The sequence below is a fragment of the Haloarchaeobius lipolyticus genome (genome assembly GCF_051208015.1).
In the GTDB taxonomy this organism is placed as follows: Archaea; Halobacteriota; Halobacteria; order Halobacteriales; family Natrialbaceae; genus Haloarchaeobius.
In genome coordinates this window covers 328912-344561 of the sequence record NZ_JBPKGF010000002.1, presented here as the reverse complement: position 1 = coordinate 344561, position 15650 = coordinate 328912, and the positions used below count along the sequence as shown (strand labels likewise).

12 protein-coding genes are annotated in these 15650 nt (G+C 65.5%); 4 read left to right on the top strand and 8 right to left on the bottom strand.

Annotated features, from left to right (window positions below; all coding sequences use genetic code 11):
- Window positions 1-48: 48 nt before the first annotated feature.
- Window positions 49-813: a hypothetical protein gene (locus tag ACSC1Y_RS04805; RefSeq protein WP_435333550.1), complete on the bottom strand. Its 765-nt coding sequence runs from the start codon at window positions 811-813 to the stop codon at window positions 49-51.
- Between the two features lie 158 nt (window positions 814-971).
- Window positions 972-1811 (bottom strand): SDR family NAD(P)-dependent oxidoreductase, encoded by an 840-nt coding sequence (locus ACSC1Y_RS04800; RefSeq protein ID WP_435333549.1) that lies wholly within the window; start codon window positions 1809-1811, stop codon window positions 972-974.
- 114 nt (window positions 1812-1925) lie between these two features.
- On the opposite strand from ACSC1Y_RS04800, the gene ACSC1Y_RS04795 reads away from it, so the two are divergent.
- Together ACSC1Y_RS04795 and ACSC1Y_RS04790 are read left to right on the top strand one after the other, a co-directional pair.
- Window positions 1926-3419 (top strand): replication factor C large subunit, encoded by a 1494-nt coding sequence (locus ACSC1Y_RS04795; RefSeq protein ID WP_435333548.1) that lies wholly within the window; start codon window positions 1926-1928, stop codon window positions 3417-3419.
- 94 nt (window positions 3420-3513) lie between these two features.
- The gene (locus tag ACSC1Y_RS04790) at window positions 3514-4983 is read left to right on the top strand and encodes a hypothetical protein (protein WP_435333547.1); all 1470 of its coding nucleotides are present in this window, start codon (window positions 3514-3516) and stop codon (window positions 4981-4983) included.
- A 166-nt stretch (window positions 4984-5149) separates the two neighbouring features.
- Here the strand turns inward: ACSC1Y_RS04790 and ACSC1Y_RS04785 are convergent, their stop codons facing one another.
- Window positions 5150-6355, bottom strand: a complete 1206-nt coding sequence (locus tag ACSC1Y_RS04785) for an aminotransferase class I/II-fold pyridoxal phosphate-dependent enzyme (protein WP_435333546.1) — start codon at window positions 6353-6355, stop codon at window positions 5150-5152.
- 558 nt (window positions 6356-6913) lie between these two features.
- On the opposite strand from ACSC1Y_RS04785, the gene ACSC1Y_RS04780 reads away from it, so the two are divergent.
- On the top strand, window positions 6914-8176 hold the full coding sequence (locus tag ACSC1Y_RS04780; RefSeq protein WP_435333545.1) for a S8 family serine peptidase: 1263 nt from the start codon (window positions 6914-6916) through the stop codon (window positions 8174-8176).
- Window positions 8177-8323: 147 nt separating this feature from the next.
- Here ACSC1Y_RS04780 and ACSC1Y_RS04775 read toward each other — a convergent pair whose 3' ends face one another.
- The 5 genes from ACSC1Y_RS04775 to ACSC1Y_RS04755 form a co-directional block, all read right to left on the bottom strand.
- Complete coding sequence (locus ACSC1Y_RS04775; RefSeq protein ID WP_435333544.1) at window positions 8324-9064, bottom strand: amino acid ABC transporter ATP-binding protein; 741 nt, start codon at window positions 9062-9064, stop codon at window positions 8324-8326.
- On the bottom strand, window positions 9064-9891 hold the full coding sequence (locus ACSC1Y_RS04770; protein WP_435334642.1) for an amino acid ABC transporter permease: 828 nt from the start codon (window positions 9889-9891) through the stop codon (window positions 9064-9066). The genes ACSC1Y_RS04775 and ACSC1Y_RS04770 overlap by 1 nt, the downstream gene beginning before the upstream one ends.
- Before the next feature lie 63 nt (window positions 9892-9954).
- Window positions 9955-10773 (bottom strand): basic amino acid ABC transporter substrate-binding protein, encoded by an 819-nt coding sequence (locus ACSC1Y_RS04765; protein WP_435333543.1) that lies wholly within the window; start codon window positions 10771-10773, stop codon window positions 9955-9957.
- Between the two features lie 88 nt (window positions 10774-10861).
- Window positions 10862-12535 carry a Na+/H+ antiporter NhaC family protein gene (locus ACSC1Y_RS04760; RefSeq protein ID WP_435333542.1) on the bottom strand — a complete coding sequence of 558 codons (1674 nt, stop codon included), beginning with the start codon at window positions 12533-12535 and terminating at the stop codon, window positions 10862-10864.
- Between the two features lie 120 nt (window positions 12536-12655).
- Entirely contained in the window at window positions 12656-13096 is a 441-nt protein-coding gene (locus ACSC1Y_RS04755; protein ID WP_435333541.1) for a COX15/CtaA family protein, read from the bottom strand.
- Window positions 13097-13258: 162 nt separating this feature from the next.
- Here ACSC1Y_RS04755 and ACSC1Y_RS04750 point away from each other — a divergent pair, with 162 nt between their 5' ends.
- Complete coding sequence (locus ACSC1Y_RS04750) at window positions 13259-15523, top strand: NADP-dependent malic enzyme (protein ID WP_435333540.1); 2265 nt, start codon at window positions 13259-13261, stop codon at window positions 15521-15523.
- Window positions 15524-15650 lie beyond the last annotated feature (127 nt).

The following is a 15650-nucleotide window of genomic DNA, read 5'->3' as shown; positions in this document are numbered from 1 at the left end:
GGGATGGGCCTCGAGGCACCCCCATCTCGTCCGAAGCCGACGAGCGACCTACACGGAGAGTAACACGGTCGTGTAGAGCGCGACACCGATACCGAAGGTCCAGAATCGGCTCTCGGAGCCCTCTGGAACCTCCTCTTTCACGACGTTGAGTATCACGCCGCCGGCCACGAAGGCGAACGTCACGTCGAGCAACCACGACGGGACTCCGACGAGAAGGCCGATGGCGACGCCGACGAGTATCGACGCGGCGAGCAGCCAACGGCCGACGTGGACGTAGGCAGACCGGTGGTGCTCTCGCAATCCGTAATCGGTCACGACCAGATGGACCGCCATCGCCGTGGCGTAGAGGACGAGGCTCGACACCCCTCCTTCCTCCCGGTGGAGCAAGAGGTAGCCGATGATGGCGTTGTACACCGCGAACGAGCCGACGTGAAGCCAGAAGACGCCGGTCGACGTTCCCGACGGTTCTTTCCCACGGGCCGGTTCTCGTGGTGACGTCCGACGCGAGTGGCGCGCCAGCTGTTCGAGCCCGTAGAAACTCGCGAAGCCGGCGAGCGTCACGAGGAAGATGGCGTGCTCACCGCCGACTGCGTGCAGAAGGCTGGCGGTTTCACCACCCCCGTGTTCGCTCGCCCCTGGCTCCGTCAGTTCCGGGAGAATGTGGACGAACACGTACGCGACCGAGATACCGCCCGCGAGCGAGTGCACGTGGTGACGTGAGATACTCGTCGCGGTCAGTATTCGGCCCGCGAAGAGGTGGACTCCGGCCAGACCGCCGGCGAGGAGCACGGCGAGGAGGAGCGATGGGGACATCGAGTCATCCTACGACCGGCTCCCCCGAAGGCCTGGGGCCTTCACCAGAAGGCGTCCCGGCGCTCGGTGGAACAGCGTCGGAGCGGTCGGGCGACGGCAGACCCGACGTCGACGGATGCACGCCGCTTCGAGGGAACGGGGACCGTCCGCTACACCTCTCAGATGGGTTCCGTGTCGAGGTCGAACGGTGCCGGCTGGCTCCAGTCGGTGTCGGTGAACCCGTACTCGTGTCCCAGTTCTCCTGCCCGGAAGACACCGCCAGAACGGGCCATGACCTCCTCGTCGCCGGCGAGGGCGACTACCGCCCGGCCGACGAACTCCGGCGAGTGCGTCTCGTCCGGTACCGGCTCGCCAGCATCCTCGAACGCCTCGAGAACGCGCTCGGTCCGGGTGAACCCGGGCTGCACGACGAGCGAGGCGACGCCGTCGTCACGTAACTCGTGGGCCATCCCCCTGTGGAGCCGTTCGACGGCGGTCTTCGCTACGTCGTAGGGGACGTTCCCCCGGAACTTCTCGCCGTCTCCGGCAGAGATACCGACGACGAGTCCACCTCCCCGCTCGCGCATCAGTGGCGCGGCCAGTCGGCTGGTCGCGAAGTGTGCCCTGACGCCCGCGTCGAACATCGCGTCCCAGCGGTCGAGCGACTGCTCCCAGAACGGGTCGTCGAAGGTCTCGTCGTGGCCCTCGTAGCCGCCCCAGATGTTGTTCACGAGCAGATCGAGCCGGCCGTGGTCGGCCTCGATTCGCTCGAACAGCTCCTCGACGTCGCCGTCGTCGGTGTGGTCGCACCGGACGGCGATGCCCTCACCGCCGCGGTCGGTGACGAGCTGGGCGGTCTCGGTGACGGTTCCCGGGAGGTCGTCCGTCCTGTCCTCGGCGACGCTTCTGCCGGTGACGTAGACGGTCGCCCCTGCCCCGCCTAATTCACTGGCGATGCCGCGGCCGACGCCGCGACTCGCGCCCGTGACGAGCGCGACGGTGGGTGTGAGGTCGGTCATGGCTGCGCTACGTCGCTCGGAATCAAAACCGTATAGCATCGGCCGTGGCGTGACGGTGGCGGCCGTCCCGACCGCTCCGCAACCACTAAACGCACATCTCACCAACCTCCGTCAATGACCGACTGGACCGAGAAGTACCGTCCGTCGACGCTTTCGGAGGTCCGGGGGAACGACAAGGCCCGCGGGAAGCTGAAGAAGTGGGCCGACTCGTGGGACGACCACCGGAAGGCGGTCATCCTGCACGGCTCTCCCGGGGTGGGGAAGACGTCGGCGGCGCACGCGCTGGCCAGCGACATGGGCTGGCCGGTGATGGAGCTCAACGCCAGCGACTCGCGGACCGCAGACGTGGTCGAACGCATCGCGGGTGAAGCGGCGAAATCGGGGACGCTGACCGGCGGGACGAGCGGGCGTCGGCTCCTCATCCTGGACGAAGCCGACAACTTCCACGGGAACGCTGACTACGGCGGCTCGCGGGAGGTGACCAAGGTCGTCAAGTCGGCGAACCAGCCGGTCGTCCTCATCGCGAACGAGTTCTACGACATGAGCAACGGGCTCCGGAACGCCTGCGAGGACGTCCAGTTCCGCGACGTCTCCGCGCGCTCCATCGTCCCCGTCCTGCGCGACATCTGCCGGCAGGAGGGTATCGAGTTCGAGGACGCCGCGCTCCGGAAGATAGCCGAGTCGACCAGCGGTGACCTCCGCTCGGCCGTCAACGACCTGCAGGCCGTCGCCGAAAAGACCCAGCGATTGACCGAGGACGACGTGATGACCGGCGACCGCGACCGGACCGAAGGCATCTTCGACTTCCTCGACGACGTCATCAAGAACAAGGGCGCACAGGAGTCGCTCTACGCGGCCTACGACGTGGACGAGACGCCGGACGACCTGCTCAACTGGGTCGAGGACAACGTCCCGAAGGACTACCGCGGCGACGAACTGGCCGACGCCTACGACTACCTCGCGCGGGCCGACACCTGGCTCGGGCGGGTCCGGGCGACGCAGGACTACTCGTTCTGGAAGTACGCGACCGACAACGTCGCGGCGGGCGTCGCCGCGGCCCGGCGGTACGACCACGGCGGCTGGACGCGGTACGGCCCGCCGAGCTACTGGTCGAAGCTCGGTCGGTCGAAGGCGACGCGGAAGAAGCGCGATGCCATCGCCAGGAAGATAGCGGAGAAGGGCGGTTTCAGCATGGCGACGGCTCGACGAGACGTGCTTCCGTTCCTCTCGGCGATGACCCACCACTGCAAGCCTCGCGACGTGACCGTCCAGATGGCGGCCGTCTACGAACTCGACGCGAACGAAGTCTCGTTCGTCACCGGGAGCGGGGCGGACACGAACAAGGTCCAGTCCATCGTCGAAGACGCCGAGGCGATGCGAGCGGAGCTGGCGGTCGAACACTCGGGCGGCGCGTTCGAGGGCTTCGCCTCGGGAGAGGAGGACGCCGCCGAAGGGGGCGCGGCCACGGCCGACGCCGAGGTCGGCCAGGCGACGCTGTCGGACGACTCGGCGGAACGATCCGACGACGCGGCGACCGCCGATGCGAGCGACGCCGCCGACGAAGCCGAGACCGACGACGGCCAGTCCGGGCTCAGCGACTGGATGTGACCCGGCCACAAGATAAAAGTTCGAACAATTATGCTGATGAAATAATATCGTAAGACTCAAACGTCTCAACTCCCGTTCTTCGACGTAGTTTCGGATGAAACGTCCACTTCTCGCGCTGACGGTGGCCCTTATGCTCCTCGTGGCCGGGTGCAATACCGGCGCACAGGACACCGACTCCACGCCGATAGAGTCGGAAGCACCGACATCGCACGCAACCGATGAAACGCAGACGACCACGGACGGAGGTGCCGGTAAGACGACGGACGGCCCGCAGTCGACGGAATGCGAGTACTCCGGCCCCGGCGACGACGACATCGTCCAGGAGTCTGGGGCCTGTCTCGGCTTCGACGCCGACCAGGTCTACCGGAACATCCTGGAACTGACCGGCGAGGACATCTCGCAGGGCCCCTCCATCCAGTCGAAGACGCCGGAGCAGACGAACCCCTACACGTTCGAACAGTTCGGCTTCAGCGACTCCTCGTTCCAGGCCGTCATGGGAATCGCACCCGAGGGGACGCCCGACGTCTACGTCGCAGGCTACGCCCAGCCACAGAACGACCCCGATGGCGGCGTCGAGGTCAACGTCGTCATGCGCTACATCGGCAAGCAGGACGGCGCGCCCGCGCCCGGCCCGACCCAGAACGCGACCGAGGCCGAGGTGACCGCCGCACACGAGTTCCTCCACGCGGTGCAGTTCTACCAGGGAAGCCAGGAACGGCTCGGCGGGAACCTCAGGACGGAGGGCGTCAACGTGAACGACGTCGAGACTTCGCTCATCGAGGGCAGTGCGGTCTACTTCGAGAGCGAGTACCAGCGCACGTACATGAACCGCGAGGCAGCTTCCCGGTCGGTCGAGCAGTGGGCCAACGCGTCGGCGTTCTCGATGTACACGCTCGGCCCGTACGTGGTGGGCGAGCGGTACACCCGATTCCGCGTCGACTCACCGGCCGAGTTCGAGAAGCTGTACGACGATCCGGCCGTCTCGATGGAGCAGATCATGCACAACAAGATGCCCGACGAGGACCTCCCGAAGGAGCTGACCGTCCGGCAGGGCAGCGACTCCGTCTGGAACCAGTACTCGAAGTCGACGAAGGGCGAGCTGTTCCTCCGGTCGTCGCTCCGTGCAGGCGTCTCCGGCGAACTCGCCGCGAAGGGCGCCGAGGGCTGGGGTGCAGACCGCGTGATGGTCTTCCAGAACACCAGCTACGACGCCGACGGAAACTACAAGAAGGGCTTCGGCTGGACCATCCGATTCGACGACGCCAGCGAGAAGGCGGAGTTCCAGGATATCTACCAGCAGTGGCTCGAGTCCCGCGGTGAAGAGGAGAACGGCGTCTACGTGATGGACGAGGACCACACCTACCGACTCGTCGAGATAAGCGACGAGACCGTCGTCGTCCTCGCCGGTCACGAGACGTTCGTCCGGCAGGCGACCGCCAGCGGAACCACGAGCGAGGTCACGATAACGATGACCGACTCCGACCAGGTGTCGAACGTGGCGGTCGACGAGGGGACCCAGACCGTTCGTCGAACCGTTCCCGAATCGGTTGCGGCGGCGCTGTAGTCACCGTTCCCTCTGAGGTTTCTCGCGATTCTGTCACAACCTGTTTCACCCGTCGAGCACTGCCCGCACGGACGACTGCGAACCTCACGGACGAGCGCTTTCCGTCGCTGCAATCTGACGTTCACTCACGTAGTCCGACGTTCACTCACTGCAGTCCGACGTCGGCTTACAGCAACCCGACCTCCTCGCCCGCACTCCGGAAGGCTTCGATGCAGTCCTCGATGTCGCATCGTGAGTGCGTCGCCATGGGGGAGACGCGTATCCGGCTCGCCTCCTCGGGGACCGCCGGTGGTCGTATCGCGGGTGCGACGATGCCTCGGGTGCGAAGCGCTTCACCGAGTGCGAGGGCGTCGGTCGGGTCACCGACGAGCACCGGAAGGATGTGCGACTCGCCGAGGACCTCGTAGCCGAGGTCCTCCAGTCCGCGACGGAGGTGGCGGACGTTCGTCCAGAGGCGGTCGCGCCGGGAGCCGTGACCGGCGATGTGGAGGGCCTCGCTCGCCGCGGCCGCTGCCGGCGGGGCGAGCCCGGTCGAGAAGACGAACGACCGAGCGGCGTTGACGAGGTACTCGACGAGCTCCTCGCTACCGGCGACGTAGCCGCCCTGGCTCGCGAGCGCCTTCGAGAGCGTGCCAATCCGGATGTCGACCCGGTCCGTCAGCCCCTCTCGTTGGACGATGCCGCCGCCGCCGTCGAACAGCCCCGTCGCGTGCGCTTCGTCGGCCAATACCCACGCACCGAACGCCTCTGCAGCGTCACAGATGGCGGACAGCGGGGCGACGGTGCCGTCCACACTGAAAATCGTATCCGTGGCGACGAGCCACGATTCGTCGGGATTCGCGTCGGCGGCGCGTGCCGACAGCCGTGCCTGGAGGTCCTCCGCGTCGCAGTGGTCGTACACCTCGACGTCCGCACCCGAGAGACGGCAGCCGTCGACGATGCTCGCGTGGTTCAGCTCGTCGGAGAAGACGACGTCGGGGGAGAGTGCAGAGATGGTGCCGACGTTGGCGGCATATCCGGAGGAGAACGCGAGGGCACGCTCGGTTCGTTCGACCTCGGCCAGCAGGAGTTCGAGGTCTCGGTGAACGAGGGTGTCGCCAGTCGCGAGCCGGCTCGCGCCGGCGCCTGTTCCGACCACCTCGGCGGCCTGTCTGGCGGCCGCAACCACCCGTTCGTCCCGGGACAGACCGAGGTAGTTGTTCGACGCGAACACGAGTCGTTCCTCGCCGTCGAGGACCGGAAGCCCGGCGCCCGGGTCGGGGGCGAAGTAACTTCGCTCGGCCACCCTGTCGACCGGCGTGAGGTCGCGGTAGAGGTCTGTGTCTCGACGTGTCGTGAGCCGCGCCGAGAGGTCGAACCCTCGCTCGTTCATCGACTACCCCTGTCTCGCATCGCGTATTGAAACGTTCGGATTTCGTAGACGCTCTCACCACCCGCGGACTGTCTGATCGCGTGAAACGTATCTTGCAGCTGTGATTCTTCTCCATCGTCGGTTCGGGGCTGGTCGGCAGGGACTGGGACCTCGGTGTGCGGTCGAGGTCCCGAGCAGCAGCTCCGGAGGGCGGAACACGCTCGCGGAGTTCCAGGATTCCCTCGGTATTCTCGACGGGGGATGCGTTCTCCTCGCTCGCGTCGCGGACAATCTCGACGAGCGTCTCTCCCGTTGGCACGCCCCCGACGACGTCGTCGACCGTCTGGTACCCCCGGTCGTAAACGTTGTTCCGTTAGGTGGTTGACTGACTCACGGGAGGTCGGGGTTTCCGATTCCGAGGAGTGGTAATCAGGCCTCCTTGTAACCCGCTAGCCGGGCGCTTACCGATTCGAGACCGGTTTCTATATGTTGGTGAAAACGGTCATATTTCCAACTTTACTTAGTAATTTAGCACATCAATGGGAAAAGATTAAGACAGTTCCGGACGGGTTTCCCGTCATGGTACGACACACCAGACGTGACGTTCTTAAACTCAGTGGGGGACTACTCGGTGGCATCGCGGTCGGTTCGACGGTCACCGCTGCGACATCGACGGAGCGGTTCGTGGTGCAGGCAGAGCCGGCAGACCTCGGCGACGACCTGAGTCTCGTCCACGAGATGCCCGGCGTCAAGTTCGTCGCGGTCGAAGGCGACGAGTCCGCGGTCTCCGCCCTCGGCGCGGACTACGCACCGGACATCGAGCTCCAGCTCAGCGAGCCCATCCAGTCGCACGTGACCGAACTGGAAGACGAGCCGATGTACGGCTACCAGTGGGACAAGCCGGCGATCAACGCCCCCGGCGCACACCACTACTCGCGCGGCGACGGTGCCCGCATCGCCATCGTCGACAGCGGCGTCGATGCGAACCACCCCGACCTCGCACCGAACATGAACAACGAACTCTCGCGGAACTTCACCGACGACGGGATGGGGCCCGGCCCGTACGGTGGGGACCACGGGACGCACGTGGCCGGTATCGCGGCCGCATCGGACCGGAACGACGTGGGGATCGGTGGGACGGCACCCGACGCCGAGATCGTCGACTGTCGCGTCTTCTCGTCCGAACCCGGCGCGTCGTTCGCCGACATCCTCGCGGCGAACGTCTACGCCGCGAACATCGGCTGTGACGTCATCAACATGAGTCTGGGTGCGTACCCCGTTCCGCGGCAGGGCCTCGGTGAGTTCTACGGGAAGGTGCTCAACTACACGATGGCGTACGTCCGACGGCAGGGCTCGCTCGTCGTCGCATCGGCCGGCAACGACGGGGCCGACCTGCAACACGACGGCAGCCTCATCTCGCTCCCCAACGAGGCGTCCAACGTCATGTCCATCGCCGCGACCGGCCCCATCGGGTACATGTGGGGCGAAGAGGGCCTCCGCGAGGAACCGTGGAGTCACGCGTTCTACACGAACTACGGTACCAACGCCATCTCGCTCAGCGCCCCCGGCGGCGACGCGGACCTCGACGCCATCGGAACGGGCGTCGCCTGGTACCTGGACCTCGTCTTCAGTACGCTCCCGAACGGCGGCTACGGCTGGAAGGCTGGAACCTCAATGGCCGCCCCGAACGTCGCCGGCGCCGCCGCACTCGTGGCGAGCCAGATGGAGAAGAAGAACGCGAACAAGGTCAAGAAGACCCTCTGCAACTCCGCCCGCGACGTCGGTAACAAGGAGTACCACGGCGCAGGCTTCCTCGACGCCGAGGCCGCGGTCAAGAACTGAGGCGGACCTACCACCCTACCACGTGCCCTTCTTTCACAGCTCATGTCGGCGAGCCGGCGGCTCGTCGGTGAGGGATGGAGTGGGTATCGAAGAACGGAGACCGTCCGCGATAGGGCGGAACCCGACCACCGAAGAACGACGGTCGGCCTACAGCAGCCGGCTGAGGAACTTCTGACCGCGCTGGGTCGTCGGCCGCTCGAAGAACTCCTCGGCGTCGGTCACCTCGACGACCTCGCCCTCGGCCATGAGGACGATGCGGTCGCCGACCTCTTTCGCGAAGTCCATCTCGTGGGTCACCACGAGCATCGTCATGCCCTCCTCTGCGAGGTTGCGCATGACCTCGAGTACCTCCCCGACCAGCTCGGGGTCGAGTGCGCTCGTGACCTCGTCGAACAGCATCACCTGGGGGTCCATCGCGAGCGCCCGGGCGATGGCGACGCGCTGTTGCTGGCCGCCCGAGAGCTCGTTCGGGTACGACTCCTCCTTGCCGGAGAGGCCGACCTCCGAGAGGAGTTCCTCGGCGTTCGCCATCACCTTCCCCTCGTCCTGTCCTTTCACCTCGATGGGGGCGAGGGCGACGTTCTCGATGGCGGTCTTGTGCGGGAAGAGGTTGAAGCTCTGGAACACCATCCCGATACGCTGGCGGAGGCGGTTGATGTCCGCCTCGGGGTCGGAGATGGGTTCGCCGTCGAGCCGTATCTCGCCGGACTGTATCTCCTCCAGTCGGTTCGTACAGCGCAGCAGCGTCGACTTCCCGGACCCGGAGGGCCCGATGACGACGACGACTTCCTGCTCTTCGACGTTCAGCGAGACGTCCTTGAGGACGTGATTTTCGCCGAAGTACTTGTTCACGTCGTCGAACTCGACGAGGGAGTGCTGGTGGCTCATCACATCCCACCTCTGTTGCCCATGAACATCCGTTTGAGCTGGGTCGCCTTCGACTCCTCGGCTTCGGCACCCCAGTCGGCACGCTTCTCGAGCAGACTGACGAGGTAACTCATCGACATGGTGATAGCCAGGTAGAACAGGCAGACCCAGACGAGCGGGGTCCACGCGTCCAGACTGTTCGAGTTGACGTTCCGGAACACGTCCATGATCTCCGGCACCGCGATGAGCGTCAACAGCGACGTGTCCTTCACGAGGATGATCTGGTCGTTCCCGATGGCGGCGAGCGCGTTGCGCCACGCCTGCGGGAGGACGACCTCTCGCATCGCCATGACGCGCGACATACCGAGCGAGCGGGCGGCCTCCATCTGGCCGTCCGGAACGGCGTTGATGCCGCCGCGGATGGCTTCACCGACGTACGCACCGTGGTTGAGGGTGAGACCGATGACTGCGGCCGGGATGCTCCAGTTCACGATGGGGAACTCGCCGACGCCCCACAGCTTCGGGATGCCGTAATAGATGACGAACAGCTGGAACAGCAGCGGCGTCCCGCGGAAGAACTCGATGTAACCCTTCGCGATGCGCGAGGTGATCGGCGAACTCGAGATGCGCGCAAGTCCGACGATTATGCCGAGAGTCACCGACAGCAGGCTCGCGACGACGACTATCTGTATAACCGTGATGAATGCCGTCACGAAGCGTGGGAAGATGGTCTGCAGGAGAGACATATCGACCTGCTGTGAGACGATCCATCCCACCAGCGCTGCGACGACGACGACGAACGCGAGCGAGAGCATCTCGCCGACTCGACGGACGAGTGCGTCACGCATCAGTAGCGACTCGCTCCCCTGACTCGATTCGGTGTCGACAGAAGCGTTTGACATGGGAAGCGCTCAGCCCTGGAAGTAGTTGCTGTAGATGTCGTCGTACTTGCCGCTCTCCTTGATGGCGGCAATCGCGTCGTTGACCTGCTTCCGGAAGTCGTCGTCATCCTGCCGGAACGCGATGCCGTAGTTCTCGACGGTGAGGGTGAGGTACGGCGGCGCTTCCTGCCCGGCCTCCTTCGCGGCCCCGTCACCCTCGAGGAAGACGACCTTGTCGTTCTTGTTGGCGAACTCGGCGTTGACAGTGTTGTCGTTGATGACGGCCGAGACCTGGTTGTTGACGAGTGCGTCGAACGCGCCCGTGATCTGGTCGAAGCTCTTGATCGTGAGGTCACCGCCGAACTCCTCCTTGAGTTCCTCTGCAGCGCCGGCACCCGTCGTGTTCCGCTGAACACCGACGTTCTTGCCCTTCAGGTCCTCCTTCGCGGAGATGTCTCCACCCTTGAGGACGAGCACGGTCTGGTACGCCGTGAAGTACGGGTCGGAGAAGTCGACCTTCTTGGCGCGTTCGTCGTTGATCGTCATCGCGCTCATGATGACGCGGAAGTTGCCGTTGTTGAGCGAGGGGATGATACCGTCCCACGCGGTCTTCTTGAACTCGTACTCCATGCCCATCTCGCCCTTGAAGACGGCCTCTGCGATATCGACGTCGAAGCCGGTCAGCGTGCCGTCGGCCTTCTCGTACTCGAACGGCTTGTACGGGATGTCGGAGCCGATGAGGACGGTTTCGCCGCCACCACTGCCGCCGGTGAACGAGCTGATACAGCCCGCGAGCCCCATGCTTCCGATTGCAGCGCCAGTACCCTTCAGGTATCCACGTCTATCCATGCCATGGGGGCTTTTCCCTACAGTATTAAACGGTTCGATGATTTTCGGTGATTTCCTGGGCGACAGTGCTGAGAAGTGTAAGATTTGATTAGTACGGGATGATCTCGAAGCCCTGCGGCAGCAGCAGTCCTGCAGCCAGCAACAGCACCATCGTGATGCTCGCGGTCACCAGTGCGTAGGGTATCTGCGTCTTCACGTGGACCATGTGGTCCGAGCCACTGGTCGACGACGCCAGCACCGTGGTGTCCGAGATGGGAGAGGTGTGGTCGCCGAAGATGCCGCCGGAGAAGACGGCGCCGATAACCAGCGGCAGGTTCGCACCGGTCGTGAACGCGACGGGGATGGCGATGGGGAACATGATTCCGTAGGTCGACCAGGAGGAGCCGTCGGAGAAGCTGACGAAGGCGGTGACGAGGAAGACCATGAGCGGGATGACCCAGCCGGGGACGCCCTGGAACCACTGCGTGACGAACGTGGAGATACCGAGCGTCGACACCGAGTTCTGGATGCTGGAGGCCATCAGAAGGATGGCCGCGGCGAGGAAGATGCCCTTGAATCCGCGGACCATCGCGTCGGTCGCATCGTTGTTCGAGGGGATGTCACCGCGCCAGCGGTAGAGGGCGAAGGCGACGACGAGGGCGGTCACCGCGGCGAGGCCGAGCTGGAACGACCCGGGGGCGAAGCCCCACGTTCCGGCACTGGGGACCAGGAGACTGAAGCCGCCGACCGTCAGGTAGTTCGTGTACTCGCTCGCCGTGACGAACGGCGACGAGGTCCAGAACATCGAGCCGAGCGCGACGGCGACCATCGCGCCGATGGGGATAGCGAAGTTCTGCCAGCGGGGCGTGGCGGTCTCGGCCATCTGGTACTCGTCCATCTCCTCGGAGATCATCGGGTCGTGGTCCTCGCCGAGGACCTCACCTTCCTGACGAGCGCGTTTCTCCTCGCGCTTCATCGGCCCGAAGTTCGGGACGACTTGCCAGGCGACGCCGGCCGCGATGGCGAGGGCGATCCACGAGTAGAAGCCGAAGAAGATGGTGTTGAGGAAGAGCGGCCAGACCTGGCTCGTGACGGCGTGCAGGCTGTCTCCCGAGCCGGCGACCATGTTCGACATCCCCTGCGGGAGGCTCCCCTGCTTGCTCGCCGCGGTGAGTCCCGCACCGATGAAGCCGATGAGTGCGACGCCCCACGTCGAGTAGAACGCGAGTCTTGCCGCGGGTGAACCGGCGCTGTCGACGTAGTACGCGAGCTTCGCCCGCGAGACGTCGTACCGGTCGGTCAGCGGGCGCATCATCGAGCCGACCACGAGACAGTTGAAGTAGTCGTCGATGTGGACGGCGATACCGGCGAGGAAGGCGGCCTTCTCCGCGTCAGCGGCGTTTTCGGCCCGGGCGGCGAGCGCCTCGAGGACGCCCTGGATAGCTCCGGCCCGTATCATCAGCCCGATGGTGCCGCCGATGGCGAACAGCGCGAGCAGGACGTTCTTGATGTACCACTCACCGCCGAACAGCGGTGCGGTGGCGATGAGGGTCGGGATGGTCTTCAGGCCGAATACGGCGCCGAGGAGGTGACCCGCGGCGCCGCCCGTGAGGTTCGACGGGACGCCGACGGCGCCGGGCGACAGCGCGCCGTAGATGGAACCGGTGACGAAGACGCCGAGGAACAGGCCGATGAGCGCCTCTCGCGTGTACCAGGCGACACTGATGGCGACGAGGGCGGGGACGACCGACCAGACGCCGGCGTCTATCTGTTCGAGTGCCATGCCGCCGTGTGCGAGCGCACCGCACATGAAAGACCGGGCAAATCATGGTTGGCTCGCCTGAGTGTTGCGATTTCGTGAAGATGGATGCGGCCGCTCGTCGGGAGAGACGGCCGGCTCGTCTCAGTCGTACATCCACGCCGTCGCGGCGAGCAGGCCGCCGAAGATGACGAGTGCCGCGGCGTGGTGGATGGTCTGGACGAGCGCGGTGTAGGTGACGACCGTCTCGCGCCCCAGCAGTATCTGGACCGGGAGCGTCGCGATGGCGATTGCGATCGCGGCGTGGATTCGACGCTGGTCGAACGCGGTCCAGGCGCCGTATGCCGTTCCGAGGATGAAGAAGCCGGTTATCGAGGCGACGAACCGATGGGTCCACTCCGGAATCGAGGCGTAGTTCGGCGGGAGGAGGCCGAACAGGGGGCCGCCACACAGGGGCCACTGCCCCTGGCAGGTGAGTCCGGTCCCGGTGGCGGCGGTGTACACCCCGAGCAGGATGAGTGCGGCCGTCAGGCCTGTCGTGACGGCGGCGAGGCGACGGGCCCCGCGCCTGCTGAGCGCTTGCATACCCGTCTCTCGGGAATCGCCCCATATCAACTGTCCGGAAGCGGTCGCGGTTCTCACGAGCCGGGAACGGCGTCGACGATGGCGTGGTTCTCGGGAAGGGTTCGACGGCTGTCGAATGTGGCTTTCGGGTACCTTTTTGGTGCCGACCGTGATGGGTTCGGTATGGGACTCGACGAGGATTCACTCGAATATCACGAACAGGAACCACCGGGCAAACTGGAGATATCGACTACGAAACCGACGAACACACAGCGAGACCTCTCGCTGGCGTACTCGCCGGGCGTCGCGGAGCCGTGCCGACGAATCGCGGAGAACCCCGACGACGCCTACCGGTACACCGCGAAGGGCAATCTGGTCGGCGTCGTCTCGAACGGAACGGCCGTCCTCGGCCTCGGCGACATCGGCGCGCAGGCGTCGAAACCCGTCATGGAGGGGAAGGGTGTCCTGTTCAAGCGCTTCGCCGACATCGACGTCTTCGACATCGAACTCGACGAGGACGACCCCGAGAAGATCATCGACTCCGTCAGTTCGATGGAGCCGACCTTCGGTGGCATCAACCTGGAGGACATCTCCGCGCCCGAGTGCTTCACCATCGAGGAGACGCTCCGAGAGGAGATGGACATCCCGGTCTTCCACGACGACCAGCACGGGACCGCCATCATCTCCGGTGCCGCCCTCGTCAACGCGTGTGAGATAGCGGACAAGGACATCGAGGAACTCGACATCGTCTTCTCCGGCGCCGGCGCCTCCGCGCTCGCGACGGCCCGTTTCTACGTCTCCCTCGGCGCCACGCGCGAGAACATCACGATGTGCGACTCTTCGGGCATCATCACGAAAGAGCGCGCCGAGTCCGGCGACGTGAATCAGTACAAGCGCGAGTTCGCCCGCGACGTCGAAGGCGGGGACCTCGCCGACGCGATGGAGGGCGCGGACGTGTTCGTCGGCCTGTCCATCGGCGGTCTCGTCTCCCAGGAGATGGTCCGGTCGATGGCCGACAACCCCATCGTCTTCGCGATGGCGAACCCCGACCCGGAGATCGGCTACGAGGAGGCCAAGGAAGCCCGCGACGACACCGTCATCATGGCGACCGGCCGCTCTGACTACCCGAACCAGGTCAACAACGTCCTCGGTTTCCCGTTCATCTTCCGCGGAGCGCTCGACGTCCGTGCGACGGAGATAAACGAGGAGATGAAGGTCGCCGCCGCGAAGGCGCTCGCCGACCTCGCGAAACAGGACGTCCCGGACGCAGTCGTCAAGGCCTACGGTGACCAGCCGCTCCAGTTCGGTCCCGACTACATCATCCCGAAGCCGCTCGACCCCCGCGTCCTCTTCGAGGTCGCACCCGCCGTTGCACAGGCCGCGATGGACGCTGGCTGCGCCCGCGTCGAACTCGACACCGACGAGTACGAGGAGCGCCTCGAGGCCCGTCTCGGCAAGTCCCGCGAGATGATGCGCGTCGTCCTCAACAAGGCGAAAACCGACCCGAAGCGCATCGCGCTCGCGGAGGGGACCGACGAGAAGATGATCCGCGCCGCCTACCAGCTGCAGGAGCAGGGTATCGCCATCCCCATCCTCATCGGGAACCCGGGCCGCATCGAGAAGACGAAAGAGCGCCTCGGCCTCGACTTCGACCCCGAGATCGCGAACCCGCGGGAGGCCGACGGCAAGTACGAGAAGTACGCCGACCGGCTCCACCGCATTCGGCAGCGCAAGGGCCTCACGAAGAGCGAGGCCGTCGACATGATCCGGCGCGACACCAACTACTTCGGCAGCGTGATGGTCGAGTGCGGCGACGCCGACGCGATGCTGACCGGCCTGACCCACCACTACCCGTCCGCGCTTCGCCCGCCGCTCCAGGTCATCGGCACCCGTGAGGACGCCAACTACGCGGCCGGCGTCTACATGCTGACGTTCAAGAACCGCGTCATCTTCTGTGCCGACACCACGGTCAACCAGGACCCCGACGCGAAGGTGCTCGCGGAGGTCGCAGAGCACACGGCGAACCTCGCCCGCCGGTTCAACGTCGAGCCGCGCGTCGCGATGCTCTCGTACTCCAATTTCGGCTCGGTCGACAACCCCGGCACCCGGAAGCCGCGCCGCGCCGCCCGCATGCTGCGCGAGGACGCGAACGTCGACTTCCCGGTCGACGGCGAGATGCAGGCCGACACGGCCGTCGTCGAGGAGATCCTCGAAGGCACCTACGACTTCGCCGAGTTCGACGAGCCCGCGAACGTGCTCGTCTTCCCGAACCTCGAAGCGGGGAACATCGGCTACAAGCTCCTCCAGCGTCTCGGCGGCGCGGAGGCCATCGGTCCGATGCTCGTCGGCATGGACAAGCCGGTCCACGTGCTCCAGCGGGGCGACGAGGTCAAGGACATCGTCAACCTCGCCGGCGTGGCGGTCGTCGACGCCCAGCAGAACGACTGAGCGACACCGTCGCGGACCCGGTGGCCGGCCGCCATCGGTCGTGTCCACCCGGTGAGCGTACCGTTACCGCCGATGGTGACTCAAACGCCTGTTTGTCTTTTCTGAGTACTTTTGGTCCCCTCCACCT

What these genes read in the sequence shown, in the direction of transcription:
- ACSC1Y_RS04805 (WP_435333550.1), bottom strand. Translation starts at nt 813, where the DNA reads ATGTCCCCATCGCTCCTCCTCGCCGTGCTCCTCGCCGGCGGTCTGGCC.
- ACSC1Y_RS04800 (WP_435333549.1), bottom strand. Translation starts at nt 1,811, where the DNA reads ATGACCGACCTCACACCCACCGTCGCGCTCGTCACGGGCGCGAGTCGC.
- ACSC1Y_RS04795 (WP_435333548.1), top strand. Translation starts at nt 1,926, where the DNA reads ATGACCGACTGGACCGAGAAGTACCGTCCGTCGACGCTTTCGGAGGTC.
- ACSC1Y_RS04790 (WP_435333547.1), top strand. Translation starts at nt 3,514, where the DNA reads ATGAAACGTCCACTTCTCGCGCTGACGGTGGCCCTTATGCTCCTCGTG.
- ACSC1Y_RS04785 (WP_435333546.1), bottom strand. Translation starts at nt 6,355, where the DNA reads ATGAACGAGCGAGGGTTCGACCTCTCGGCGCGGCTCACGACACGTCGA.
- ACSC1Y_RS04780 (WP_435333545.1), top strand. Translation starts at nt 6,914, where the DNA reads ATGGTACGACACACCAGACGTGACGTTCTTAAACTCAGTGGGGGACTA.
- ACSC1Y_RS04775 (WP_435333544.1), bottom strand. Translation starts at nt 9,064, where the DNA reads ATGAGCCACCAGCACTCCCTCGTCGAGTTCGACGACGTGAACAAGTAC.
- ACSC1Y_RS04770 (WP_435334642.1), bottom strand. Translation starts at nt 9,891, where the DNA reads ATGCGTGACGCACTCGTCCGTCGAGTCGGCGAGATGCTCTCGCTCGCG.
- ACSC1Y_RS04765 (WP_435333543.1), bottom strand. Translation starts at nt 10,773, where the DNA reads ATGGATAGACGTGGATACCTGAAGGGTACTGGCGCTGCAATCGGAAGC.
- ACSC1Y_RS04760 (WP_435333542.1), bottom strand. Translation starts at nt 12,535, where the DNA reads ATGGCACTCGAACAGATAGACGCCGGCGTCTGGTCGGTCGTCCCCGCC.
- ACSC1Y_RS04755 (WP_435333541.1), bottom strand. Translation starts at nt 13,096, where the DNA reads ATGCAAGCGCTCAGCAGGCGCGGGGCCCGTCGCCTCGCCGCCGTCACG.
- ACSC1Y_RS04750 (WP_435333540.1), top strand. Translation starts at nt 13,259, where the DNA reads ATGGGACTCGACGAGGATTCACTCGAATATCACGAACAGGAACCACCG.